Genomic DNA, 24,402 nt, shown 5'->3' with positions numbered 1-24,402 from the left:
CGTTATGGAAGTGGGTCGTAGCCGCGAAGCCAGGAGTCCCAGTAGAAACTGGGCAGGATGTTGATGTCCATGATCCAGTTCATCCGACTCTCGACTGGGGCGGAGATGCTCTCCTCGTAGTCGAACTCGGCGACCATGGCCTTGCCCTTCTTCGTCAGCAGCGGACAGGCAGCGTAGCCCTTGTATTTCGCGGTCTGCCGTCGGCCCGCCATGTGGGCGGTGAGGTTGTCGAGGACGACGTGGGCCTGCTTGCGTGCCGCCGCGGCCGTCTTGGCGTTGGGCGTGTTACAGCCGTCGCCGAGCGCGAAGACGTCCTCGTACTCGGTGTGCTGCAGGGTGTGTTCGTCGACCGTGACGTACTCGCCGCCGTGTTCTTCGTCGCCCTCGGTCAGCGGCGAATTGTCGGTGAGCGCCGGCTGCCCATACTGCGGGGGCACGGGAGCGTAGAGGTCGTACTCCTGGGTGTCTCCATCCTCGGAGTGGATGACCTGCTGTTCGTGGTCAATTTCGTCGACCGTGAAGTTCAGGTTGGCTTCGATGTCGCGGTCGGCCCAGATTTCCTCGAGTTTCTCGCGGTAGGGTGCGACGCCGAAGACGGCGTCGCCCCCTTTGGTCATGACGACGTCGACGTCGTCGCGGATGCCCTGTCGCCGGAAGTAGTCCTCCGCGAGCATAGTCATCTTCAGCGGCGCACCTCCGCACTTGATAGACGTGTCGGGAACCGAGACGACGAAGGTACCGCCGTCGAAGTCGTCGAGCGCGTCCCGCAGCCCCATCGCGGCATCGAAGTGATAGAAGGGGTAGATGGAGTCAGTCTCCTCCCAGCCCTCGAGCATGCCGGGCGTCGCCTCAGGTGCGAGGCGGTGGCCCAGTGCGACGACGAGATAGTCGTACGACAGCTTGCCGTCCGCGAGTTCGACGGTCTTCGAATCGGGATCAACACCGGTTACCGCCGACTGCACGAATTCGATGCCGTCCCGGAGGAGTCCGCGGATGTCCCGAAACTGATCCTCGGGTTCCATATATCCGAACGGCAGCAGATAGAACGAGGGCTGATACGCGTGTTCTGTACTCTTGTCCACGATGCTGAGCTCCGCGTCCGATCGGTCCAATCGACGGCGGAGCATGTTGGCGGTCATCGTGCCGCCGACGCCGGCACCAAGCACGACTATCTGGTCCATAGTCATATAGCCTTGGGAGGGACACTATCTGAACGCAGAGGTAGCCGAGATAATGTTGTGAAGTTCGTCGTGAGACCTATATTTGCAGAAAAAATTGCTGGAAGGTGACCAGTCGTACCCCGACCGTGGCCCCCACTGCCGAGACGTACCGACACCGCCCCGTTCCTGCTCGAGTGACCCGTCGTGTGACACTCGACGGATAACCCGTAATTATTGCGCCGTCTCGTCGCCGCTGCCGACGTCGTCCTCTAACGACGCACCGAAAACCGACTGAAACGTCGGTAACACGCCCACATACGACTCGAACGCGACAATGTGGTGGGGAACGATCAGTGCGAGTACCACCGATCCGAGTCCGGTCAGCCCCGAGGGCCGCAGGAGACAATCATGGTCGGCAGGTGCAATTCTCTGCGGCGATTCCGATTCGTTCCGCGTGCCAAGTCGGATCGGCGGGATTGGCTGATGGCCGGCCGTCGGGGCAAGTCTCATTGGTCGCGCGAGTCGCAGGTCTCGACCGGAGCGTCGACGAGGTTTCCCCACTCGGTCCAGGAGCCGTCGTAGTTCGCGACGTTCGGATAGCCGAGCAACTCCGAGAGCGCAAACCAGACCAGTGCGGATCGCTCGCCGACGTTACAATAGACGAGGATCTCGTCGTCTTCGGTGATCCCAGCGTCGGCGAACGGCTGCTCTATGGCCTGCCGGTGTTCGAATCGGCCACATTCGCGAACGACGCTCTTCCACTCGATGTTTACGGTCCGAGGAATGTGTCCGTTCGCACGCGCATTCGCATCGGCCTCGCCACGGTACTCCTCGGGCGATCGAACGTCGATGATGGAGACATCCGCCGAGAGCGCGCTCTGGACGTCCTGACGGTACGCACGGATGTGGTCGTTCGGCGGTTGCATCTCGTACTCGACGGGAGTAACAGTCGGGGCCGTCTCTGACATCGGGTACTGATTCTCGGTCCAGTAGTACTTGCCCCCGTTTAGCAATCGGACATCCCGGTGGCGGTAGTACTTGAGCGTCCAGTAGACGAACGCCGCGAACTCGTTGTAGCCGTCACTGTAGAGGACGACCGTGCTATCGGGCGTGATCCCGCGCTCGCCCAGGATCTTCTCGAGTCGGTCGGCGCCGGGGATCGTCCGCGTGCCGGCATCGAAGAAATCGGCCCGCGGGTCGAGTTCGACGGCCCCCGGGACGTGCCCCTCGTCGTACTCGGTCGAGATTTCGACCAGCCGAAGATCGGGATCGTCCGCTTCGAACGCGTCCAGCCGTTTTCGCGCGCTGTCCGGCTTGACGAGGACCTGCTCCGGATAGCCGGTCCGGTCGTCACCGATCGATCGGTGGCTGATACTGTAACAGGTTTGTCGCCCGTCGTGGAGCGCCGGCGCGGACTCGACCAGCTGATTATCCTCGAGCTGGGAGAGTCCGTATCGCGCCGTCCGCGAAGAGAGAAGTGTCTCCTCCGTGATCTGCTTGAGCGTCATCGACCCCTCCCGTGACAGTGTCTTATAAACGAACTTCGAGCTCGGCGGGAGATCCATCAGCGCCTCCTCGATGGCTGAGGTTTGCATTGTACCTGCAATACCAGTAGTGGCTTTCGCGTAAAGACGCTATTGGTACGTTCGTCTCTCGTGTCACCTTTCGGCTCGATTTCGAGCTGTGACCGCCGACTATCAGACAATGTTACAGAAATTTTGTCGGGTACTTTCGCCCGTTTCCCCGCCGCGTCGAGATTTGCGGGAAATTATTCTCCCCGCTCAAACCGTTTTAGGTGGTCTCTCCGTACAATACGGTGACGATGGTCGAGACAATCACAGCTGAAACGCTCCGAGATATGATCGACGCCGACGAGGAGTTCGTCCTCTTCGATACCAGATCACCCGACAGTTTCGAGGATTGGCATATCGCCGGCGCCAGAAATGTAGAATATTCCGGCGACAATGACGAACTCGTCGGCGAGTTCGACGGCAACGACCTCGACGCGGACGACACCGTCGTCACGATCTGTGCGACGGGCGCCTCCGCGAACAGTTTCGCGGCATACCTCGAGTCGAACGGGTACGTAGACGAGGTCAAAACCGTTGAGGATGGCATGGAGGCCTGGAGCATGGTCTACGATGTCGTTCCAATCGCTACGGAAACCGACGATCTCGTCGTCGTGCAGCTCCAGCGCCGGTCGAAGGGCTGTCTCGGCTATCTCGTCGGTTCGAAGCGTGCCGGCGAAGCGGCCCTCATCGACGTCACTCGCGCCACCGACGTGTTCCTCGAGGCCGCACGTGAACGCGGGCTGAAGGTGACACACGTTCTGGATACCCACATCCACGCCGACCACATCTCGCGGGGCCGACAGCTCGCCGACAGACTCGGCGTCCCCTACCACCTCGGTGCACCCGCCGAGTCGCGGGACCCGCAGTTCGAGTTCGACCCCATCGAGCCGAACGACACGGTCGAACTCGGCGACGTCGAGATCAAAGCGGTCCACACGCCCGGCCATACCACGGGAATGACCTCCTATCTCGTCGACAACGAGGCACTGCTCACCGGTGACACGCTGTTCGTCGAATCAATCGGCCGGACCGAACTCCAGTTCGCGGATAAAGACGCTCGCGACGGTGCCCGCGTCCAGTACGAGACGCTCCACAAAACCATCATGACCGAGCCCAATGACGTGAAGATCCTGCCGGGGCACTTTTCGGTCACCAACGACGGCGAGTACATCGACGTGACGCCCGGGCAGCCGATGGTTTCGACCGTCGGCTACCTCTGGGAGAACAACGAGATCATCCGCATGGCAGAAGACGACTTCGTCGAACACATGTTCGAGAACCTCCCGTCGAAGCCACCAAACTACGAGCAGGTCATCGCGACCAACGCCGGCGAGTACGAACCCGCAGACGAAGACGAAGAGACCGAACTCGAACTCGGGCCGAACCGCTGTGCCGCCACGTCGGATAGCGCCGTCGCCGACGACTAATACCACGCTCGCTTTTCTCCATCATGTTCGCAATCGATTCCCTCTCCGGAAGCGTCCAAGCCGCTGCACTCGTCGGTGCCGTCTTCTTCGAGGCGATCATCCTCTACGTCGGGTACGGCGGACTCGAGCAGGCCATCGGTGAACACGTCGTGGGCCTGGTTACGAGGTGAGTAGCGACAGACCTGTTCGGGGTATGCGTGCTCCTCATCGGGTCGCTCACTGGGTTCAGCCTGCTCACCGGAATCCCGTGCGAGTTCGTTGAGATTGAACGGAAATCATCGTTGCGCGGGTATCTCCGTATTCGACGCGTCTTTCCAAGCTGGCCGATGCACGCCGGACAGGCTCGAGCAACCAGTGGCGTCGTACGGTCTGCAGTACCGAGTTCCCGACGAAACCGCAATACGTCCGCGGGTTCGCGGGCACTGACCGACAGCGGTCCCTATCAGGATCGGTCTCGACGTTACACGAGAGCGATCGACCATCGCCATTATGGTGATGTAATATAGAATCTCCACTACTCGCAAATGAACGACCACAACCGGCTTCTCACTGGTAACACAGCGACAAGCCGAAAGAACGCGCGGGGGACGACCGTCGCGGAGATCTCGTTCGATCCGAGAGCACGCCGGCCGCATTCTAAGACGGTACGAAATGCGACGCGACGGTCGGTCACTTCTCATCGAACCCCTGTGGATGAGACGCTGATCTCGGTGTTCAACGGACCCGGAACGGTCGGTCGGTGCCTACCTCGATCCGCGTACTCGTCAGCGACGACGGCTGGGCAGACGAACTCGGGGAACGACCCTGTTCCTCGTCCAGCGGCCTGCATGTAGCGCTGCATGGAGATCGATCCCGTCAACTACGACGTGGACGAACTCCGCGAGCTCTTCGGTGGAGACTCTCCCGCCGGGCGGCTTGAGGCACATACCGAGGAAGATGGCTTCCTCTGGCCGTCGAAGTCCCAGCACTGGGCGCTGGGTATCGAGGATCCGACAGCGGAGCAACACAAATGGCTGCTTAAACTGCTGGACGGTGCCGATCGATCGACGGTAGAATCGAAGCCGTACCTGCAAGCGATCCCGGAAGGTGAATCTGCTCGCGGGCTCGTACTCGACTGGCTCGAATTTCTCGCAGAAACGGCTGGCTCGTGGGGAGCGATCGACGCGCTCAGTCGATACCGGGAGATCGGTTGGGTCACGCCCGCGGTGGAACAGGACCTGCGCGATCACATGCTGGGTGTCAGATGGCGCGACGGCGACGGCTACGAAGCACTCGACACCGCCGATCACCTGTTGAGTTTCGCGTACGTGGTCAAACTCGTCACGCTGGCGTAAGACGGTCTGCGGTGCCGAACTCCCGACGAAACCGTGACACGGCTGCGGGTTCGCTGGCACTGACGGACAACGGTCCGTACGAGTTCTCGCTCGATTCGCACCCCCCGACGTGACAGCGGACATGATACTATTATATACCTGGTGTTCCTTCCCGCTGGTGTATGAACGACGCGGACGACCACCACGGGGCAACCGACGACGAATCAAACGGACAGTCGATTGCGGATGGAGGACAGCCGGTTCCAGTGGGTGTGAAGCTCGGAAGCACGCGCACCGTCATTGCGACGCCACAGGGAGGCGCAGTACAAACCGAGGAGACGCTCACCTGTCTGGCGACCTACGAGGACGTGCTGACCGGCGAGGAGCACGTGCTCTACGGCGAGGAGGCGGCCCGGGAGTACCCCGACGGAGTGCAGTACATGTTCCGATCGGGACTGCCGGAAAACGACGAGGACACGGAACTCGCGAAACGCTTTTTCCAGGAATTTATTCGGGCTAACGACATTCCCCAGGATAGCGTCGTCGTGTATGCGATTCCGACCATCGACAACGAGCGGGGGCTCAATAATCTCGCGAGCGTTATCGAGAGCAGCGACGTCGGCACCCAGCTCATCCGGAGCTATCCGGAGTCGCTCTGTGGCGCCATCGACGCGCTCGGTACCGGTATCGACGCCACCAGGCGCATCTTCATCGGGATCAACATGGGTTCGACCAACCTCGAGGCGTGTGCATACCGTCGGGGGCAGCAGCTGGCGCGGTTTGCGACCGGTTCGGTCACGGGGAACGAGACAGACCGCCGCATTACCAATTACATCGAAGAGGAAACCCAGGGTCGGGTCAACGTCGACACACAGACCGCCCGCGAGTACAAGGAGACCCACGGCGACTTCGAGAACTTCGAGCCGTTCACGGACATCATCCAACAGCCCGGCGGCGGCACCCACGAGTTCACTATCGAAACCAGCGTGATGGATGCGCTCGATGAGTACGTCGACGAGGCCGTCGACGAACTCGCTAACGCGTTCCTGCCCCAGCTCGCCAACAACCACATCAAACTCTACAAGCAGGCACTCGACGAGGACATCGTCCTCACAGGGGGGATGGCGTGCATTCCCGGATTGACCGACGAGTTCGAGGCTCGCCTGAGCCAGGAACTCCAACGCGACGTCTCGGTGACGACACCCGATACGCCCGTTACGGCTGCCGCTCGCGGTGCCCAGCGCATCGCCGAGTCGTTTGTCGAGAACCAGTCGTACCTCGCGCAATGACGCTGCCAGGTACCAGGGCAATGGAGCGGACGTGCATCCCCAGCGAACGTAGTCACAGACAGCCCAGTAGCGGCACTGCGAGACCAGGGATCCATCCCAGCAGGCCGATGCCGCAGACCACCTGAAGACGGTCGCGTTCGCTTCGCTCACGCGCTGCGACTTCCGTCCTTCAAATCCCTCGTACGATTTCTGCGGCTCACGGTGTTGTTCGCCGCAGAAATGCGCGGACCGGGATTTGAACCCGGGCCATGAGCTTGGAAGGCTCAGGTCCTACCACTAGACCATCCGCGCGCACTCTCGGATTTTCGTTCCACGTTTAAGGCGCTTCCGTTTCGCGCCGTCCCACTGCGGTCCCTGCTGGCGATTGGCGCACTCGAGCGCGAGTCAGCCCGACTCGAGCCCTCGTGCCCCCGCCACCGTCGCGTAACAGTTTCCGCTCGAGAGCTCCCACTCGAGGAGGTCGAGCGCGCTGTCGGCGAGGTCAGCTTCGAACTCGTCGGGGGCGTAGATGTGGTAGAATCGGTCGACCGGCTCGCCGCCGGGGAGGGTCCACTCGACCGTCGTATCGAAGCCCTCGGTTTCGTCGAACCGATCGTGGGCGGTCGACCACGCGCTGACCAGTGCCCGGCCGTCGGGGGCGAGCACCCGAGCGAGTTCGTCGAGCGAGTCTCGGCGGGTTCGTCGCGTCGGCAGGTGGTGCAGCGTGGCGACGTAGACCGCCACGTCGACCGAGTCGGTCGCGAGCGGGAGGGCCGCCGCATCGCCCTGCACCAGTTCGACCTCGAACTCGCGCTCCGTCGCTCGCGTTCGACCGGTCTCGAGCAACCCGCGGCTGACGTCCAGGCCGACGACGGACTCGAGGCGGGGCGCGAGGAGTTCGGCGTGGCGACAGTTGCCACAGCCGAGGTCGAGGCCGACGCCGTCGGGTTTCGCGGTTTCGGGATCGGCCGCGTGCGTCTTCACGAAGGACTCGACCTCGGGCCAGGCGTACTCTCGCGTGGACGCGAAGTGGGTCGCGATCCGGTCGTACGTGTCGCGGATCTCGGCGCGGTCAGCGTACTCGTCTTCGCGCTCACCGTCTGCGGGTTCGTCGTCCCGATCCGCGGTTCGGTCTCGATCCGGCTCCCGCTCCGGATCTGGATCTGGCTCTCGAGCCCGATTCCGATCGTGATCGTGGTTCCGGTTCCGATTCCGATCCCGTTCAGGACCCTGGTCCTCGGCCATCGTCGGGTCTCCTCGGGGAACGCGCAAAAAGCGTTCGCAACCCCGTCGCCGCGGGGTCGTACGCGACCGTGTCAGAAGCGAGACGGATGGACTGCGATGGAGCTCAGAGCCGCTTTACTTGTCCGGGCGTGAGACTGCAGCCACACGGCCCCGCGGTGTGATCCAGCAGCCCTCGAGACGTGACCGACCCGACCGCCTCGCCGCAGTTCGGACACCACGAGAGTCTCGTGGGCGGATTGAGGTCGACCTGCTCGAGGATGGCGTCCCGAGTCTCGACGTCGCTCGGGTCCGGACTCGAGTCGAGTTCGTCGGCGGTCATCTCGAGCCTCCGGCGTCTGTGTAGGTGTCGCGCCGCTGGAATCGCTGATTGCGGCGGTGATCCTGTTGTGTGTGGCAATACTCCCGTCGTGCGAGACGTTTATGTCTCGGTAGAAGCAAGTGGAACATGGCTTGCAAAGCCGGGTAGGCTTGGAAGCCACGCTTCGGGTGTCTCAGCACCCGGGGCATTTCACGTACGCCCCCGTATCTGGAAGCGTAACTTCTATTCAGAAGCTGTTCGTCGGATACCTTATAATTGTTGGAATTCGACTTGTACGAACGAGGTCGTCCCTGAAGGAAAGGGGCGAACGATGGTTCGAATGAATCAGGATCGATCAGTTCGACCGCCGAGAATGAGGTGCCGTGACGTAGTCTCGAGGAATTCGAGGGGTTTATCTATGCCCGAGGGGAAGTGATGGTTGCGCTCGAGGGCTCGTAGATCAGAGGTAGATCACTCCCTTGGCATGGGAGAGGCCCCGGGTTCAAATCCCGGCGAGTCCACTCGAAATTTTCCGCCGTGGCCAGGGTTCTACACCGAAAGGTACGGACCCTGATGCGGCTGGATTCGCCACTTTTGGGTTAGAGAACGCTCCCTCACCGAAGGGAGTTCATCAATTTTTCAGACGCGAGTCGACGCCCGCTTTCGGTTTTTTTAGGGAACAGAGGTGGTTGATGTGAGCGTCATCGATCGACTGCATCCGCCGATATGCGAGTTCTTCGGGTGTGAGATCGACGAACCAGGAAAGCGCTGGCCGGCCCTCGAGGAGGGGTGGTGTCAACCATGACGGTCCCCGCTGCCCAGCAGTGTACGCATGGCGGGTGCGACCGTGAAGCCACGGACCCAACAGACAGCGTCCCGGTTTGTGACAATCACCTCGAAGCGATTCGTAACGGGAAAGACATCGAAGATGACAAGAATAGCGATAGTGACGCGGATCACGCTGAGTTTGCCGGCGAGTGGAGTAACGCGGACTTCGCGAACCCGGGACACGACATCTACCCCGACGAACTGCTCGAGCGCGAGCAGTGGATGGGACGTGCCGACAAAAGCGGAAAACAGCCGTTCGCACCGTGGGGTGACGAGAACGCCCCCGTCGAGTGTTCGAGGGCTGGCCACACGACGGCTGACAAATGTGACTGTGACGCCCGGTGGAAGTGGGGCTACAGCGACCACTACGTCACTGCCGAGGAACTCGAGATGTTGATCGAAGATCCGAAATTCCGGGAGACGGTCGATGGCCGCGTTTTCATCCAGCAAGAGGACGACCGCGTCGTCGACGCACCGACCGCTCTCGGTAAGTCCTACACGACCGCCTCGACGCGCTGGGGAGCTCGAGATGACATCACTGGCGGGAGGCCGGGGCCACCTCCTCGAGACGACAGACGCCCGTGACGAGACTATCGAAGCCGCTGAGGAGAACGGTGGAACCTTCCACGTTCTCCGAGGACGGGCAGAAGCCTGCCCTGTCGCCGGCGGAGAGTACGACGACGAGATCACGCTCGCTGGTGAAGCCGCTAGCGAATGGATCGATCATCAGTGCAACCAGAACGGGAAAGGGATGCCTTTCTCGACCGCGCACCGCCACCTCGAAGAACACAACGATCAGGGAGTCAAGCTCCCGTGCTGTGAGGCGAGCGAGTGCCCGGCCGTCGAGCAGTGGAAGACGTACCGGGAGGGGCCAGACAGTAGTCTCGACCACTGGCCGCTCGTCATCGCGACGCACAACTTCGCATTCGCGCCTGGACTCCGCCAGTCGAATAACATCGTCATCGACGAGCAACCGGATTTCAGAGCCGAACTCACGACCGACCGTGTCCGGAGCGCTGTCAGTGCCTACCTCCGCGAGGTCGGCGCGCCAGTGACGACGTGGGAATCGTTCATTCAGCTTTCCCGGAACGAAGGGCACAGTAGCGACGCAGCGAAGGAGCGCGAAGCACTCGAGGCAGCACTCCGAAACGACCCTGGTCGGGAGTGGTACTTCGAGAACCCCGACGCACATACCCTTGCCCCCGCCCTCGCTCGCTCGATCTTCAACGCCGAGGAGCGCTCTAACGGGAGGAGGGTCGGTAAAGACATGCACGAACCGCCGCGTCTCGAGGCTCGTGCCCGGGATGCTGACGACTGGAACCGGGAATGGGTGACCGTCGTCCTCGATGAAGCCAACGACATCCAGACGGTTCGTGTTACGCCGGACTTTAGCGCCGCACGATCAGTCGTCGGTCTGGATGCTCACCCATCGCAGCCCCTCTGGGTAGCAAATACTCTCCCATGGATCAGGACCAAACGAGTCTTCGAGAGTCCGGACGAGCGCAAACTCTGGCGACGCTACGAACGTGGACTTCGTGTCGTCCAGGTCGACGACGCCACCCGTCCGCTGTCGGGGGATAAAGCGCTCGAGTGGCTCAACGAAGGACAACTCGAGGTGCTATTCGACCACCTCGTCGACGAGTACGGCACCCAGTTCCGGACAGCAATCACTACCGCGCAGGTCGAGGACCGCCTCGAGGAGCTCATGAACGAGGCTGGATGCCACCGCCCCGAACTGATGCACTTCGGCGAAGAAAAGAGTCGGGACGACTTCGCGAACGAGCGAGTCGGGCTCGTCAATGGGTGCATGGACCCTGGTGACGACTATGTCCTGAATCTGCTCGCCGAACTCGATCTCGAGGCAGGAGCCGAGACGACGATCGACGATGACGGCGAGGCCTATCGAGCCCGAGGCCGAGGATTCGTCGGTGAGGACGCAGACTCTGCCGATGAAATCCTCGCAAGCGTTCACGAAAACCACATCGCACAGGCAGCCGGGCGCTACGCTCGCAACGCCGACGATCCCTCGTCGAGTGCGACCGTCTTCGTTCGGACCGACGCGATTCCACCGGGATTCGCCGACGTCCAGGTCGCCGGCGCTGAGTGGGTGTTCACCGAAACCCAGCGCGCTGTTGTCGAAGAACTCCGCTCGAGCCGACGGTCGAAAACGGCCAAGGAAATCGCCGAGTCTGTCGGGTGCTCTAAACAGCACGTCTACGAAACGCTCGAGCGCCTTGCCGAGAACGATGGAGACAGAACGCCAGCTGTGCAGTGTATCGAGAACGCAGGACCGCACGGAGCAACACTGTATAGCGATTCTGGAATTCCTCGTAGCGGCGTCTGTGATCTCGATGAAATCGCAAACGACCCCCTATCGGACTCTAATAGGTGGGTCCTTACGATTTGCGCCGCCGAATCCGGTGGCCCCCGAGCCACGGAGACAGATACATCGTCAATGGATACCAGAACCACGCCAGACGAGGATAGTTCCCGCCAGAACCACTTGCGAGATGGCCAGATAGGGTGGCACATGGAGAAGCGGCTGTGACCGCTCGCGGCGGAAACACGGCCGTGACTATGATCTCGGCCGCGACGCATCGAGGCCGGAACGGTCAGTCGCCCAACCGATCCCCGCCGGGGAAGCCGTTCTCGGGCGGTTCGTACACGTAGAGGCAGTCGTTGCTGTACGACCGGCCGAGCTGGGCGGCGTCCTCGCAGCAGAGGACCCGGCCGTCGTCCATCACGTAGACGTTGTCTACGTTGATCAGCGCGTCGTCCGCGACGTCGGCCGGGTCGCTGGCGTCCGGGCCGACGATGACCGGTTCGAGCGTCGAGACGTCGAAGTCGTCCTCGAGTTCCGCCCGGTAGACGACGCCGCCGTCGACCCGGTCGAGCTGGATGTCGCCGACGTCCTCGTATCCCTCCTCGTTCGACATGTCGTCGTTGAGTTCGGAGACGGCGAAGTAGACGTAATCGCCCGGGCCGGCGCCGTCGACGCTGTCGACGCCCTCGGCTTTATTGAACTCGATGGAGGCGCCGATCTCCTTGGCGGCAGCGCGCGTCTCGAGGAACGGCACGCGACGGAGCTCCGGATCGACCCCGTCCGGACCCTCGCTCTCCCACTGCTCGGCCCAGCGGACGACCTCGTCGTCGGTGACGTAGTTCCGGTTACCGTTCTCGACGACCTCCCTGTCGGCCTCCTCGAGGGCAGCGTCGAGGTCGTCCTCCCAGTCGGTCTCGGCGTGGGTCTCGAGGTAGTCGACCTGGGTGACGTCGTCGTACTCGGCGATCCACGCCTCGGCCTCGCGGTTCGTGGCGTGGCCCATCGCCAGCCACTCGACCTCGAGGTCGACCACGGCCGGCGGGAGTTCGCGGGCGGCCGTCTCATTGGTCACCTTCGGGGCGTAGAGGGTGCCGGCGACGTCCATGGGATCGTCGTCGCCATCGATTGGCTCGTCGGCGACGAACTTGTAGATCCCCTTGCTGTCGCCGTCGGAGCAGCCGTAGACCGTTTTCCGGTCGGACTGGACGTCCGGCGATTCCCAGGCGGCCCGCCCCATCACGTAGTACTTGGCCGGCTGTGGCGGATCGGCCGTCGGTTCGCGGAAATCGACGTGGTAGCCGTAGCGATACGGGTTGGGGTAGACGTCGCCGATCGGCTCCGTTGTGTTGCCGTCGGGGCCCTGGTCGACCGGGTCGGCGCCGAGGTAGTATGCGAGGAACTCGACGCCCGTCAGCGACCAGTAGCCCTGGACCTCCCAGGCGTCGTCGCCGTAGTAGTCGTCGACGACGCTCTGAATCTCCGAGGGGTTCGGCCGGTTCCAGAACGCGTGGGCACCGCGGCGCCCCTCGCCCGTCCCCGCCTCGACGATGTCGCCCACCGTCGCGGCCAGCGAGACCCGCGAGTGGGAGTAGTTCTCCTCGGAGGAGATCATCGTGTTCCACGGGCTCAGGTCGCCATAGCAGTTGATCCGCGTCCCGCCGAGTTCGCGGAACTGCTCGGTGTTGGCGAGGTTGATCGCGTTCTCCAGGTCGGCCTCCCACTCGCCGTCGTCGGTTCGACTGACCGGGATCCGGGAGATGTTCCCGGGACTGTTCTCCCAGTTCGTGAACAGGTAGCCCTCGGTTCCCTCGTCGTCCGTCGCGATAAACTGGTTACAGTCGGGGTTGTACGCGGCGTCGCCGTACTGCGTGCCAGCGAACGCCTCCGTCGTGATGTTCTCGCCATCGGGCGTCTGAACGACGCCGAGTTCCTCGGTGCCCCCGTTTATCGTCTCGTGTGCCTGCGCGAGGACCGTGAACTCGCTGTCTGCGCCGCGGACCATCCCCCGCTCCTCGTTCGTCTGCGGCGTCGACAGTTCGTCGAAGTCGTCGTTGGTGCCGTCGAGTTCGAACCGGAAGCCGCTGAAGTAGCCGATCGCGGCCTCGTCGTACGGCGCGAGGTTGTCGCGACTCGGGTGCTGGAGGCTGTACAGCAGCGTCCCGTTCTCGAACACGAACGGCCCGGTGACCTCCGCGCCGAGCGCGGTCGACGAGAATCGCTTCAGTTCCCCCTTCACGTGGGGTGCGTGAGGAGTGTCGGGGTCGTCCGGTTCGTCGGCGCTCGCGACGCCGGCGACGCTCGCGCCGAGCGACGCGGCGATCGAGGCCTCCACCAGGTTACGTCGGGTTAAGTCGACCATCGGTTCGAAACGTGAACATAACACATGGCTACTTTAGGATTTCTATGTAATTACTAAGCGTTAATATGTACATTCGGGGATCTATCTAGAGAGTCGAACCGCTACGCCGGCGTTCGTCGTACGTCGATACGAATCGGTACGGAGCGAGTAGCTACTCCATTCCCTGCTCGGCCGCGTTCGTCCGGATCTCCGCGGCGCGCTGACGGACGGAGGCGACGTACCGCTCGATCTTCGAGGGCTTCTTCCCGTAGAACGACGCCACCCAGTTCAGATCTGTGCCGGGCATGGTGAGGAAGTAGGCCGCGAGCGTGTCGCGTCCCGCCTGGACGACCTCCGGCGGAACGCCGCGGTGGCCGGTCCCCTCCTCCTGGAAGCCGTTCGTGTCGAAGTAGACGTCGGCGTACAGCGTCGCGGTCGTCGGGTCCTCGAACGTGACCGGGATGTGCTGGGGAGCCTCGAACCGGTACCGTGGTTCGCCGCCGTCCGACGGCGTACACTCGACGATCCGAACGTCCAGGATATACTCTCTGTAGACCGATTCCACGCCGTCGGTCGGTGACTGGGGCGATGATTCGGGCATTGGTCGTCGACGCGAATCGACGGCGGTCGAGCGGACGACCGCCGCGAATCGTCGTGATCCGAGTGGCCGTCGGCTGCACATATAAGCATTGCTGATATTGACATTCTCCACGCGAGTCCACTCGAAATTTTCCGCCGTGGTCAGGGTTCGACACCGAAAGGTACGGACCCTGATGCGGCCGGATTCACCACTTTGGGCTGACAATTACTCCCTCTCAGAAGAGAGTTCAACAGAAAATCGTACGCGGATGGGCCTGTTGGCGGTTTTCTGAGGGAATCGTGGTGGTGTGCGTAATTCGTCGCCTGATCGGTGTCGATCACCCGCCACTAATCACTTGAAAAAGATTCAGCCAACAGTATCATGCGTTGGCGAAGCACGTTTGCCGAGCGTTATTCCGGTGGAAGTGACTTGTAGTGCCAGTCGCCGCGTTCGGGAATGTCCTCGGCGGCAGTGGGATCGACATCGTACAGGGACCCGTCAGCGGTCGCCTCGAATATACTCATGAGCTGTTCGAGCGCCAATCGATTGCGGTATCCCTGCGATTTCTGTCCGACGCCAGCCCGGTGCTCAATTAGGATACTGCCGAGTCCGCGGAGGCCGTACCCGTTCCGCGCGATTCCTGGATACGTACCGCCGGGATATTGCGTAATATTGGCGTAGCCGAACGGCTGGACGTGATCGTAGATCACGCGGCACAGCTGCTTCGAGAGGTTCTGTGGCCCCTCTGCGACGCGCTCGTTGATCGGCCAGAAGATGGAACTCATTATCATGTCCCCGTCGTCGTCTTTGTACGTTCCTTGATTGTGGACGTCGGCGATCCAGAGCGGGTCGACTGCTTCGACGGTTTCATGCACCGCGACCGCTTCCGGAACCGGATTCTCGGGATATTCGTCGGGGTGGTTCTGATACAGTCGACTCTCCTCCCAGTCCGGATCGTGATATCGATTGATATCCCACCCGACACCCTCAGATCCCGCTGTGAAGAACCCCTCGCTGGTATCGCGTGCGGGCGCGTCCGAATCAATATTATAGCGCTGTGGGATCTCGGCACCGTCGACGTTCACGCGGGGGACCACGTGAACCGTAAGTTCGTTGAGGATGTCTTGCGCAATCGTTCCGTTGCTCCCAAGGAGGCTCAGGAGGTTGGTAAGGACGGCCTCCGTTCCAGTCGGTTCGTTCCCGTGTTGTTGTGTGATAACAAAGACGTCCTCGGCTCCATCGCCAACCATCGCGCGAAAAATATCTCGCCCTTGGCTCGACTGGCCAATCGCATCGACCGAGACCCGGCCCTGTGTGCTTCGTTCGATCTGTTCGAGCCGCCTGACTAACTCTTCATAGTCGTAAAATCCGTTATAGCGAACTTCCTGCTCTCCTGTCAGCCACGGCCCGTTCGGGACGATGTGGTCGTCATCGTGACCGGCCGAGGCAGTACCGCTGACGGCCCCGATGGTGACCGCTCCACTAAGGGTTTTCAGTACTATCCGGCGAGTCGATTTAAAGCCATCTCCGTTCATCTGCGAATACATATTCATCCCAATAATTATATGAATATGAACAGTATTTTCACGTATTGAGAAGGGTTTGCTCTAGCCTGCAGTCGACTACTGACGGCGAATGTCGATGTAGTCATTCCTCGAGCGGGTCACGATGGATGTCTTCTCGGCACGTTCAGCGAGCGAGTCAGACGGCACCGGACAGAAGAACATAATATCGAGAGAGTTATTGTTTTCGTCGTCAGGCCGAATCTGGCTGTTTGGCACCAAATTCATCGGCTCACACAGGACAGAGTATAAGATTTTCAGCTACTGAAGATAGTGTGAATGTTCATCATAATTGCTGGAAGCAATTGCGTATGGGACAGCGTAGACCTCCCGGAGAGTCGAATGACTCGGCAGAAGATTCCACAGGACGCGTTACGACAACAAAGCGGACGTTCCTCCAGGGTACGAGCGTCACACTGGGTGCCAGCATGGTTCCAGTCGGGGCCAGTAGCGCGTTCGAGAAATCGTCGATCACGGCTGACTCCACTGCCGTCGCAGAATCGAACAGCGGGATGGTCTCGAGCGTCCACCCGCAGGCGACGAAAGCCGGCGTAGAGATCCTCGAGAGCGGAGGGAATGCAATCGACGCGGCGGTCGCCGTCCAGTTCGCGCTCAACGTCGTTCAGCCCCACTCGTCGGGGATCGGTGGTGGTGGGTTCATGCTCGTCTATAGCGCCGAAGAGAATGAGATCATCGCGATCGATAACCGGGAGCGAGCGCCCCTCGGAGCCCAACCCGACATGTTTCTGGACAACCACGGTGAGGAGGTCCCATTCTTAGCGCGCCACACGAACGGCAAGGCAGTCGGCGTCCCGGGAACGCTGAAAGCTGCTGACGTAGCCGTCAAACGGTTCGGCCGGACGGAGCTCAGCGAACTCATTCAACCGGCGATCGAACTGGCCGCATCCGACGGACGAACGGTTACTGTCGACGAGTTCCTGGCGAGTTCGATCGCGGACAACGTCGAAGACGGGGCACTCACTCCGACTGCCCAAGAAGTGTTCGCTCCAGATGGCGAGCCCCTTGAGGTGGGCGACGAACTCGTCCAGTCGGACCTCGCCGACACTCTCCGTACCATCCGCGACGACGGCATCGGCCCGTTCTATACGGGAGCGATTGCGGCGGACATCGCCGAGACAGTCCAGGGTGCAGCACGCTACCGAAAGACTGGTGGGAGCATGACCGTCGATGACCTCGGCCGATACAACGTTGCCATCACCAGGCCAACCTACGAGACCTACGACGGTGACGCACACGAGATCACCGTCCGGACGATGCGTTCGCCGACCTCTGGTGGCTACGTCATCGCACAGATCCTCTCCCTCCTCGAGTCGTTCGATCTGGCACAGTACGATCGGCGGTCGTTCGACGTTTACCACCGGTTGATCGAAGCGTTCCAGCTCGCGTTTGCCGACCGTAACGCGTACCTCGGCGACGAGGAGTTCGTCGACATCCCGTGGCAGGGGATGCTCGACGAAGAGTACGTCGACGCTCGCCGACAGATAATCGACCCGGAGAAAGCGACGGACGCGACTCGCGAACCCGGAGACCCCTTCGCGTACCAGCCCGGCGGACAGTACTACACCAGCCCCAGGGACCTCGAGCAGGCCAAACGCGGCAGTAACGCATCGGGCGCACGGAACGGAGAACGCAACAAGCCCCACACGAACAGTGCCGTGACCCATCCCGGACAGACGACACACTTCACGACGGCCGACGCCGAGGGGAATATGGTCTCCTGGACCAGCACCATCGAACAGTTGTTCGGATCGGGAATCATGGTTCCCGGACGGGGGTTCATGCTGAACAACGAGCTTACCGACTTCGACTCCACCCCCGGAGGACCGAACGAGGTCCAGCCGGAGAAACGCCCGCTCAGCAGCACGAGTCCGACGATCGTTACGCGTGACGGAGACCCCTTCCTGACGGTCGGTTCCCCCGGCGGCTGGTCGATCATCCACACCGTCGCCCAGATTCTCCTCAACGTCGCCGAGTTCGGCATGGACATCGGCGACGCTGTCGCGGAACCACGTGTGTACTCTGCGACCGGGACGTGGGTCCAGGCCGAAGACGGTGTACCCGACGATGTCGTCAACGAACTGAACACCGCCGGTCACGATGTCTCCGTCGTGGATTCCATCGGTAACGCCCAATCCGTCCTCGTTAACGACGACGGTGGCTACGTCGGTGTTGCCGACCGCCGCAGGGACGGTTCAGCCGGGTCGCCGTCGTGATGGAGACAACAACCCGATCCTGGATCGCCTCGAGGTCGTTCGGAAACGTGAGGGGGTATCGCCTGTTCCGAGTCATCCTACGGTAGCCTGTCCCGTCTCATGTACGTTCGTCGCCTCGCGGCGGTTTTTCGCTACGAGGGCGACGAACAGCGCGAATCCGATGCCACGAAGCGTGAGATCGAGCAGGAGCGCATCGACCGAGACGGTCACGCCGGCGAATCCGAGGAGACCGAACACCGATGCTGAGAGCAGCCGCGGTGCCATAAGCAGCAACGAACCGAGCGCGAAGCCGGCGCGCTCGGCGCGATTGACGGTCGTATACAGTGTTCCGATGACGGTCGCACCCAAGGCGACTACCCCGAGGAAGACCCCGATTACGGGAACCACGATCTCCGGAACGGAGTACGACAGCTCCGCGAGGTCGCTGAAGCCGACGACACGATATTGCTCGCGGATCGGTAACTCGTCGGCGTTGGCCTTCTCACGAAGCAACACGATTCCAGGTGCGAGGACGAATGCGAAGGGAACGATCGCCTTGTTCAGCGACAGCGAGAACGCTTTTACGCCCGTCTCGAACGGATCAGACTTGGCGACTCCGCTTGCAGCATAGGCGGCGACGGCGACTGGGGGAGTGATGTCAGCGACAACGCCGAAGTAGAGGATGAACAGGTGCGCTGCGAGCAGCGGAATCCCGAACTCGACGAGCGGCGTGGCGAGCATCGAGATGAGGATGATGTAGGTCACCGTCGTCGGCATCCCCATTCCAAGGATGATGCTGGACACGGCCGTCACGAGCAACATAATCACGATCGACCCACCCGACAGCGCGAGCAACAGCGACGTGAGGTTCGGTCCGAGTCCAGTGACGCTGATGACGCCCGGAATGATACCGGCGGCTGCGACGGCGATCACGACCGGAACGGCCGTTCGCGCACCTTCGTCCATCGACTTGACAACGAACGTACCGAGGCGGAACAGTTGGGTATTACCAAGATCTCGGCCGGTTCGATTGCCGATCGAGTCAGCAGTCGTCTGGACCGCGGGATTGAGGGCGAGCAGTGGTGCGTCGATGTTCGGGCGGGACACCATCGTCAACACGCCAGCCAGCATCGCGTACCAGCCAATCCGAGAGACGATACGGTCGGCCGCCTCCCCGACAGGCAATCCAGCCCCGCCGGCACCCGTGACGAGTCCAGTAACCGGGATGCCGGCAAAGGCGTAACTCGCTAGTTCGATGCCAACAATGGCAGCGAAAATTCCGAGGAGCCGCCCGCGCGTTTCCTCACTGTACGCCGAAACGAGCGAGATAAGCGCGACGAGTGCAACGAGCGTGAACCATGCCGACCGCGAGACGGACAACCGTTCGATAATGAGGTAGTACAGTAGTAACCCGATCGGGACGAGGTAGAACCACCCGCGTTTGAGGTGTGCCCCGAGCGAGACGGTGTCGACGTCCGCGACGCCACCGATTCCCTCTTCGACCGCCTTGAGATGGACCATTACCCAGACGCCAAAGAAAAAGACGATCGCTGGAATTGTCGAAAGAATGATGATATCCGCGAACGGCGTTGCCGTATACTGGACCATCAGGAACGCGGCGGCACCCATCACTGGCGGTAGGATCTGTCCGCCAGAGGATGCCGAGGACTCGACTGCACCGGAGAACTCAGACGAGTACCCCGAGCGCTTCATCAGTGGGATCGTAAACGCGCCGGTAGTGACCGTGTTGGCGATCGACGAACCAGAGATCGTCCCCATGAAGCCACTTGCGAGGATGCTCGCCTTCGCTGGGCCGCCCTTGCGAGTTCCAGTAGCCGCATATGCGAGGTCGATGAACCACTGGCCGGCGCCGCTCATCTCCAAGAACGCACCGAAGAGGATGAAGATATAAATAAAGTTCACCGACACTGTCACCGGGATGCCGAAGACCCCGTTTTCGGTGTTGTACCAAAGGTTCTGAACGATGCTCGGCCAGGTCAACTCGTTGACCGCGAGCAGGCCGATAAGGGGTGTCTCGCCGCTAATGAGGTAGCCCCAGCGCGCGTAGAGGATGAACGTCGCGACGATGATCATAAGCGGCAAGCCGAGTGTCCGGCGGGTGGCCTCGAGCACCAACAGGACACCGATCACGCCGAGTGCCATCGCGTAGGAGTACTCGCTGATAAACGGAACGCCCCCAAAGACGGGCTGGAGGAACGTGTACACCTCGGTGATCGGCCGCCCAAACGTGAGCCCGAACACCCGCATGTCCTGAATTTCGGAGAACTCCGTCAAGAAGTAGACTGCCGAGAGTATCGAAGCGACGATACACACGAGGTCGAACGGCGTCACCCGTTCGCGGTCAGGATCGAGGAACGCCCATCGAAACGTGGCCCGAACGCGCGCAAGAAGGCGCGTGAGAGGGTTTCGATCACCGAGTCTACGGGATGCGGCAGGGACGGTCCGACCCAGGTTTCGTGTAACGATCCCATCTCCCATACTCGCCGGGAACAGCAGAAACGTGAGCACGAGCGCGAACGAGACGTGGACCGCGTTCGCCTGCAGTAGTTGGAGCGAGATCTGCCAATTGTCGACAATTGGCAACCAGATCGTAAAGGAGAAGCTGCGTGCGGCTAGAAACAGCTGGAAGACCGAAAACAGGATGCCGATCGTCGCGACGGCCACCGCGGCAACTCCCTGTAGCGACCGCCGCCGTTCGATTTCATCGATCAACTCCTCGGCCTCCTCGGGGGAAACCTCTTCAGTCAGTTCGTCGTTCGTTCCGTCCTGATCGTCGTCAGGCCCGTCGGAACCACTGTCCGATGGATCGTTCGTGTTCATAGGATTCTCTCGATTAGCGATCGTTGTTTGATACGGATGTGAACATCACTCGCATTCGTCGCTGCAACCAGATCGTACCGTCGACCGTCGACGATCAGCGTATGACCGGCGGTCCGTCCGGGTGAAACCGAAAGGCGTTGGATTTCTGTGATCGGCTCGGATGGCTCGTATACGAGCATCCCGTCGACGGTCGTGACGTTAACCCGGGCGGGCAGCCCCCAGCCGTAGGACTCGAACTCCATCCGGGTGTTCACCAGGGTTTGATCGTCTACGCGGTACTCATCGTATACCCGGGATTTCTCCACACTATGCATATACTCGAGGCCTACGGTACTCCCGTCGGAAACTGGTTCGGTGAGGTATCGTTCGCCGGTCTCGGCGTCCTCGACGACGAGCACCGCCTCGATTGGGACCGTCGCGGCAACAGCGACGAGGACTAGTACTGCTGCTACGAGGTACGCGGCGAAGATGTTTGAACGGAAGACGCGACGCATTCTCACTTGTGGTTTAGTGTCATACCGTGATATTTCAAGCGCTGATAAAGACGATCACGGTCCAGGAGATCGATATCGTTCATGTTCGTCGATCGGTTCGGTGGACCGATGCATGGCAAATCGACCACGTGTCGGCACACGCCATCCCGGTTCCACCTCGCTGGAATCGGATCAGGCGTCGAAGTAGGACGCCGCACCTTCGTGGAGTTCGATGGACATCCCATCCTGTGCGCTGTCGACCGTGATGAAGTCGGTCTTGATCGAGAGTTCACCGAGGTTGTCGAAGACCGCCGCAGTAACCGTCTCGACGGTATCGGCCGCCACGTCGGCGTGTGTGGCGATCATCGCCTGCACTGCGACGGTATCGACGTCCTCTTCGACACCGCTGTAGGTGCCACCGGGGATGGTGTCATCGGAAAACCAAGAGGCGTTCTCTTTGACCGTCTCGCGGTTCTCGCCCTCAATCGGAACGATCACGATGTCGTTCGTGTTGGCGAGATCCTCTATCGCGCCAACCGGCCAGCCGCCGACGACGAAGGCCGCGTCGATGTCACCGTTGGCGAGTTGTTCGGACGCCTGCGAGAAGCCGGCGTTCTGCTCCTCGAAATCGGATATCCCGACCGACTCGAGGATCTGGAGAGCGTTGACCTGCGTTCCCGATCCGAGATCGCCAGTGTTGATTGTCGCACCGCTTAAATCCTCGAGCGACGAGATGTCGTTTCCGGCGAGTGTAACAAGTGTGATCGTCTCCGGGTATAGCGTCGCAACGCCCTGCAGGGTGTCGATCGAGTTATCCTGGAAGGCGTCGATTCCAGTGCCCTCCTTCGCGAAGGACGCGATGTCGTTCTGGATGAGCGCGAAATCGGCTGATCCGTCCGCGAGACTACCGACGTTCTCGACGCTTGCGCCCGTCGACTGGACGTTCAGCGAGAAGTCGGTATTGTCCTCGACAACGGTTTTGAACTCGTTCGAGAGCGGGTAGTACGTTCCGCCAGTGCCGCCAGCATGCCAGCTGAGACGGTTTCCGCCGCCACCGTTACCGCCGTTACCGCCGATACAGCCGGCAAGTGCGGCAACACCGGCGGCGCCAACTGCTTCGATGAATCGTCGTCGGCCCCTGTAGTATGTCATACCTACCCCTACTATATCATACAAAGTTATATTTCTAACTACTGGAATATTGATGCCAGTAATCTTTAACAAAGCCTCAGTAGTCGGCTGGATAGTGGTAGCGAGCCGTTTTGAACGATCGGTCGTTCCTCGTGGATCTTCTGAGCGTTTTCGATCAGCCATACCAGTAGCGGTGGCGGCGAGCAGCGGAAATATCCCATCAGTTCGTGGAGGACGAGCTGGGTGGCGACCTTTCGGTCGCGCGTCCAGCGTTCTGGCAGCAACACAACCCCATCCTCAGCGTGCTCTATGACCAAACCGAGCAAATCACGACTTACCACCAAGGATAACAACGCTGCGTACAGCAGGATCTCTCCGATATAGTTCTTCGTCGTATCGAACGCATTCAGTTCGTACTGCGTTTCGAGTTCCCGGAACAGCACCTCCACCCCCTACCGGTACCGGTAAATCGTCGCTAGATCAGCCGAGCGAAACTCTCTTCGAGAGGTTCGTAAGGTATTGAATCTTGCCCAGTGCCGAGAACAAGAGGTGGTCCTGGTCGAGTCCCATCGACTCGTTGATGACCGCCTGAAACTCCTCGAGCGTTCGGTCCACCCCAATAACGATATCACGTCACAGTACGGTCGAATCGTACTCGAGCTCGATGCGGAATTGAGAGATAATCGTCTCACACCTCCGCACCGGATTGGAAGCTCGTGAGGTCGTTGATGCGCTGCTCCAACTCTTCGATCTCGTCTCGTAGCTCCGCAGCCTCGTCGCCCTCTGTCGAAGCTAGTCGGTCTTTGAGACCCTGTAGCCGCGTCTCCTTTACCTCCTCGTCGACCTCGGCTTTGCGGACGTACTCGCGGTCTTCGATCTCGTAGACGTCCGATGGTACCAGTTCGGTTACCTCGAGCGCGTCGTCGACTTTCGTCGAGTCGACGCTAGTGACCCGCTCACGAGGAATGCCAGCGTCTTCGAGACGCTCGAGAACCTCGTCTTCGTCCCGCAGTGACCGATACGTCCGACCGGTCCGCTGGACGGAGCCGAACTCCCCGTAGACGGGCTGATCGTGATGGACGCGATCGAGGAGGACGTCCCCAACGTTCCCACGGAGATCGTCAGCATCTCGTTGGACGTCCGAGAGCAGCGTATAGAGGTTGACCAGTGAGGAGGTCTCCAGATCACCGAGTTCGGAGACGTCGTAGCGCTCGAGTGCATCGACCAGTAACAGCGCATCCGAGTAGATCGCAACGCCGGGCTCAGTTCGTTCTTCGCCACCGGTGGACGAGCCGCCCTGAACGAGTCGGGACGGCGTTTGGTCGTCGGTTTCGTGGAGCGTTCCGGTATGCTTGTCGATTTCGAAACGCGGGTGAAGACTCAACACCGCCGGATACGGGTCGGCTTCTGGAGGGAGACGCTCGAGTTCGAATTCGGCTATACCGTCCCGAACCCGGCCGACGAGCGTTTCGAACTGCTCTCGCTGGAGTGGGCGCGACTCCTCTGAGTCGACGAACTCGACGATGATACGATGCTCCTGGACGTCCGTAATTCGAAACCGCTGCTCGGACAACGGCGTGATGAGTGTCGCGTCGTCCTTGAGCGCCTCACACTCGGAGAGCAAATTACTCCACGTAGACGCGAAGGTCATGGATGACACATGCATTTGGTCTTGGAACGGTAAAACCGTTCGCGGCACGACTGAGCGCTTGTGACCTCCTCCGCGGCGCTTACGCCGGGGTCGTTCGAGAGAGCGAAGCTCCGCGGGGTCTGCGAGACCGAAGGTCTTCCGAACGACCTCGAGGCACTCGCTTCGAATCTCTGTCGAAAA

Annotated in this window: 19 protein-coding genes, 2 tRNA genes and 1 pseudogene; 8 read left to right on the top strand and 14 right to left on the bottom strand. The window is 61.0% G+C overall.

The window, feature by feature from the left end; genetic code table 11:
* Positions 1-2: 2 nt before the first annotated feature.
* The 3 genes from NJU76_RS11135 to NJU76_RS11125 form a co-directional block, all read right to left on the bottom strand.
* On the bottom strand, positions 3-1,181 hold the full coding sequence (locus NJU76_RS11135) for an NAD(P)/FAD-dependent oxidoreductase (RefSeq protein ID WP_254528492.1): 1,179 nt from the start codon (positions 1,179-1,181) through the stop codon (positions 3-5).
* A 210-nt stretch (positions 1,182-1,391) separates the two neighbouring features.
* Positions 1,392-1,670 (bottom strand): hypothetical protein, encoded by a 279-nt coding sequence (locus NJU76_RS11130; protein ID WP_254528490.1) that lies wholly within the window; start codon positions 1,668-1,670, stop codon positions 1,392-1,394.
* Positions 1,667-2,755 (bottom strand): rhodanese-like domain-containing protein, encoded by a 1,089-nt coding sequence (locus NJU76_RS11125; RefSeq protein ID WP_254528488.1) that lies wholly within the window; start codon positions 2,753-2,755, stop codon positions 1,667-1,669. Before NJU76_RS11125 ends, NJU76_RS11130 begins: the two co-directional genes overlap by 4 nt.
* Positions 2,756-2,982: 227 nt before the next feature.
* Here NJU76_RS11125 and NJU76_RS11120 point away from each other — a divergent pair, with 227 nt between their 5' ends.
* From NJU76_RS11120 to NJU76_RS11105, 4 genes are all read left to right on the top strand, one after another.
* On the top strand, positions 2,983-4,158 hold the full coding sequence (locus NJU76_RS11120) for an MBL fold metallo-hydrolase (protein WP_254528486.1): 1,176 nt from the start codon (positions 2,983-2,985) through the stop codon (positions 4,156-4,158).
* Between the two features lie 23 nt (positions 4,159-4,181).
* A complete protein-coding gene (locus NJU76_RS11115) occupies positions 4,182-4,328 on the top strand; it encodes a DUF7512 family protein (RefSeq protein ID WP_254528484.1) in 147 nt (48 codons plus the stop codon).
* Positions 4,329-4,997: 669 nt separating this feature from the next.
* Positions 4,998-5,492 carry a FlaD/FlaE family flagellar protein gene (locus NJU76_RS11110; RefSeq protein ID WP_254528482.1) on the top strand — a complete coding sequence of 165 codons (495 nt, stop codon included), beginning with the start codon at positions 4,998-5,000 and terminating at the stop codon, positions 5,490-5,492.
* A gap of 161 nt (positions 5,493-5,653) precedes the next feature.
* Positions 5,654-6,760, top strand: coding sequence for an actin-like salactin (locus tag NJU76_RS11105; protein WP_254528480.1), 1,107 nt, complete (start codon positions 5,654-5,656; stop codon positions 6,758-6,760).
* A 220-nt stretch (positions 6,761-6,980) separates the two neighbouring features.
* On the opposite strand, the gene NJU76_RS11100 is transcribed toward NJU76_RS11105, so the two are convergent.
* From NJU76_RS11100 to NJU76_RS11090, 3 genes are all read right to left on the bottom strand, one after another.
* A tRNA-Gly gene (locus tag NJU76_RS11100) sits at positions 6,981-7,051 on the bottom strand.
* Between the two features lie 93 nt (positions 7,052-7,144).
* Complete coding sequence (locus NJU76_RS11095) at positions 7,145-7,984, bottom strand: class I SAM-dependent methyltransferase (protein WP_254528479.1); 840 nt, start codon at positions 7,982-7,984, stop codon at positions 7,145-7,147.
* Between the two features lie 103 nt (positions 7,985-8,087).
* On the bottom strand, positions 8,088-8,303 hold the full coding sequence (locus NJU76_RS11090) for a hypothetical protein (protein WP_254528478.1): 216 nt from the start codon (positions 8,301-8,303) through the stop codon (positions 8,088-8,090).
* 428 nt (positions 8,304-8,731) lie between these two features.
* On the opposite strand from NJU76_RS11090, the gene NJU76_RS11085 reads away from it, so the two are divergent.
* The 3 genes from NJU76_RS11085 (at position 8,732) to NJU76_RS11075 (ending at position 11,658) form a co-directional block, all read left to right on the top strand.
* A tRNA-Ala gene (locus tag NJU76_RS11085) sits at positions 8,732-8,803 on the top strand.
* 280 nt (positions 8,804-9,083) lie between these two features.
* Positions 9,084-9,695, top strand: coding sequence for a hypothetical protein (locus tag NJU76_RS11080; RefSeq protein WP_254528477.1), 612 nt, complete (start codon positions 9,084-9,086; stop codon positions 9,693-9,695).
* Positions 9,640-11,658 carry a hypothetical protein gene (locus tag NJU76_RS11075; RefSeq protein ID WP_254528476.1) on the top strand — a complete coding sequence of 673 codons (2,019 nt, stop codon included), beginning with the start codon at positions 9,640-9,642 and terminating at the stop codon, positions 11,656-11,658. The genes NJU76_RS11080 and NJU76_RS11075 overlap by 56 nt, the downstream gene beginning before the upstream one ends.
* 64 nt (positions 11,659-11,722) lie before the next feature.
* Here the strand turns inward: NJU76_RS11075 and NJU76_RS11070 are convergent, their stop codons facing one another.
* From NJU76_RS11070 to NJU76_RS11060, 3 genes are all read right to left on the bottom strand, one after another.
* A complete protein-coding gene (locus NJU76_RS11070; protein ID WP_340681213.1) occupies positions 11,723-13,792 on the bottom strand; it encodes an alkaline phosphatase PhoX in 2,070 nt (689 codons plus the stop codon).
* Positions 13,793-13,943: 151 nt separating this feature from the next.
* The gene (locus tag NJU76_RS11065; protein WP_254528474.1) at positions 13,944-14,372 is read right to left on the bottom strand and encodes a hypothetical protein; all 429 of its coding nucleotides are present in this window, start codon (positions 14,370-14,372) and stop codon (positions 13,944-13,946) included.
* A 389-nt stretch (positions 14,373-14,761) separates the two neighbouring features.
* Positions 14,762-15,886 carry a M14 family zinc carboxypeptidase gene (locus NJU76_RS11060; protein ID WP_254528472.1) on the bottom strand — a complete coding sequence of 375 codons (1,125 nt, stop codon included), beginning with the start codon at positions 15,884-15,886 and terminating at the stop codon, positions 14,762-14,764.
* A 455-nt stretch (positions 15,887-16,341) separates the two neighbouring features.
* Here NJU76_RS11060 and ggt point away from each other — a divergent pair, with 455 nt between their 5' ends.
* Positions 16,342-18,147, top strand: coding sequence for a gamma-glutamyltransferase (ggt, locus tag NJU76_RS11055; protein ID WP_254528471.1), 1,806 nt, complete (start codon positions 16,342-16,344; stop codon positions 18,145-18,147).
* 72 nt (positions 18,148-18,219) lie between these two features.
* On the opposite strand, the gene NJU76_RS11050 is transcribed toward ggt, so the two are convergent.
* The 5 genes and pseudogenes from NJU76_RS11050 to NJU76_RS11030 all read right to left on the bottom strand — a co-directional run bounded on the left by NJU76_RS11050 (position 18,220) and on the right by NJU76_RS11030 (position 24,222).
* Positions 18,220-20,967 (bottom strand): TRAP transporter permease, encoded by a 2,748-nt coding sequence (locus tag NJU76_RS11050; protein WP_254528470.1) that lies wholly within the window; start codon positions 20,965-20,967, stop codon positions 18,220-18,222.
* Positions 20,964-21,461 (bottom strand): DUF1850 domain-containing protein, encoded by a 498-nt coding sequence (locus tag NJU76_RS11045; protein WP_254528469.1) that lies wholly within the window; start codon positions 21,459-21,461, stop codon positions 20,964-20,966. The genes NJU76_RS11050 and NJU76_RS11045 overlap by 4 nt, the downstream gene beginning before the upstream one ends.
* Positions 21,462-21,632: 171 nt before the next feature.
* The gene (locus NJU76_RS11040; protein ID WP_254532454.1) at positions 21,633-22,592 is read right to left on the bottom strand and encodes a TAXI family TRAP transporter solute-binding subunit; all 960 of its coding nucleotides are present in this window, start codon (positions 22,590-22,592) and stop codon (positions 21,633-21,635) included.
* Positions 22,593-22,667: 75 nt separating this feature from the next.
* Positions 22,668-23,090, bottom strand: a pseudogene (locus NJU76_RS11035) (IS4 family transposase); the annotation flags it as partial.
* A gap of 169 nt (positions 23,091-23,259) precedes the next feature.
* Positions 23,260-24,222, bottom strand: a complete 963-nt coding sequence (locus NJU76_RS11030) for a DUF7983 family protein (RefSeq protein ID WP_254528468.1) — start codon at positions 24,220-24,222, stop codon at positions 23,260-23,262.
* Between the last annotated feature and the right edge of the window lie 180 nt (positions 24,223-24,402).

The organism is Natrinema gelatinilyticum (assembly GCF_024266705.1).
GTDB classification, from domain to species: domain Archaea; phylum Halobacteriota; class Halobacteria; order Halobacteriales; family Natrialbaceae; genus Natrinema; species Natrinema gelatinilyticum.
This window is presented reverse-complemented; position numbering and strand designations above follow the sequence as displayed.

Excerpts from the sequence above, each read along its gene's own strand:
- NJU76_RS11045 (WP_254528469.1), bottom strand. The coding sequence starts at position 21,461 with ATGCGTCGCGTCTTCCGTTCAAACATCTTCGCCGCGTACCTCGTAGCA.
- NJU76_RS11120 (WP_254528486.1), top strand. The coding sequence starts at position 2,983 with ATGGTCGAGACAATCACAGCTGAAACGCTCCGAGATATGATCGACGCC.
- ggt (WP_254528471.1), top strand. The coding sequence starts at position 16,342 with ATGGTTCCAGTCGGGGCCAGTAGCGCGTTCGAGAAATCGTCGATCACG.
- NJU76_RS11050 (WP_254528470.1), bottom strand. The coding sequence starts at position 20,967 with ATGAACACGAACGATCCATCGGACAGTGGTTCCGACGGGCCTGACGAC.
- NJU76_RS11065 (WP_254528474.1), bottom strand. The coding sequence starts at position 14,372 with ATGCCCGAATCATCGCCCCAGTCACCGACCGACGGCGTGGAATCGGTC.
- NJU76_RS11060 (WP_254528472.1), bottom strand. The coding sequence starts at position 15,886 with ATGAACGGAGATGGCTTTAAATCGACTCGCCGGATAGTACTGAAAACC.
- NJU76_RS11075 (WP_254528476.1), top strand. The coding sequence starts at position 9,640 with ATGACATCACTGGCGGGAGGCCGGGGCCACCTCCTCGAGACGACAGAC.
- NJU76_RS11080 (WP_254528477.1), top strand. The coding sequence starts at position 9,084 with ATGACGGTCCCCGCTGCCCAGCAGTGTACGCATGGCGGGTGCGACCGT.
- NJU76_RS11030 (WP_254528468.1), bottom strand. The coding sequence starts at position 24,222 with ATGACCTTCGCGTCTACGTGGAGTAATTTGCTCTCCGAGTGTGAGGCG.
- NJU76_RS11070 (WP_340681213.1), bottom strand. The coding sequence starts at position 13,792 with ATGGTCGACTTAACCCGACGTAACCTGGTGGAGGCCTCGATCGCCGCG.
- NJU76_RS11090 (WP_254528478.1), bottom strand. The coding sequence starts at position 8,303 with ATGACCGCCGACGAACTCGACTCGAGTCCGGACCCGAGCGACGTCGAG.
- NJU76_RS11105 (WP_254528480.1), top strand. The coding sequence starts at position 5,654 with ATGAACGACGCGGACGACCACCACGGGGCAACCGACGACGAATCAAAC.
- NJU76_RS11130 (WP_254528490.1), bottom strand. The coding sequence starts at position 1,670 with ATGAGACTTGCCCCGACGGCCGGCCATCAGCCAATCCCGCCGATCCGA.
- NJU76_RS11110 (WP_254528482.1), top strand. The coding sequence starts at position 4,998 with ATGGAGATCGATCCCGTCAACTACGACGTGGACGAACTCCGCGAGCTC.
- NJU76_RS11040 (WP_254532454.1), bottom strand. The coding sequence starts at position 22,592 with ATGACATACTACAGGGGCCGACGACGATTCATCGAAGCAGTTGGCGCC.
- NJU76_RS11135 (WP_254528492.1), bottom strand. The coding sequence starts at position 1,181 with ATGGACCAGATAGTCGTGCTTGGTGCCGGCGTCGGCGGCACGATGACC.
- NJU76_RS11095 (WP_254528479.1), bottom strand. The coding sequence starts at position 7,984 with ATGGCCGAGGACCAGGGTCCTGAACGGGATCGGAATCGGAACCGGAAC.
- NJU76_RS11115 (WP_254528484.1), top strand. The coding sequence starts at position 4,182 with ATGTTCGCAATCGATTCCCTCTCCGGAAGCGTCCAAGCCGCTGCACTC.
- NJU76_RS11125 (WP_254528488.1), bottom strand. The coding sequence starts at position 2,755 with ATGCAAACCTCAGCCATCGAGGAGGCGCTGATGGATCTCCCGCCGAGC.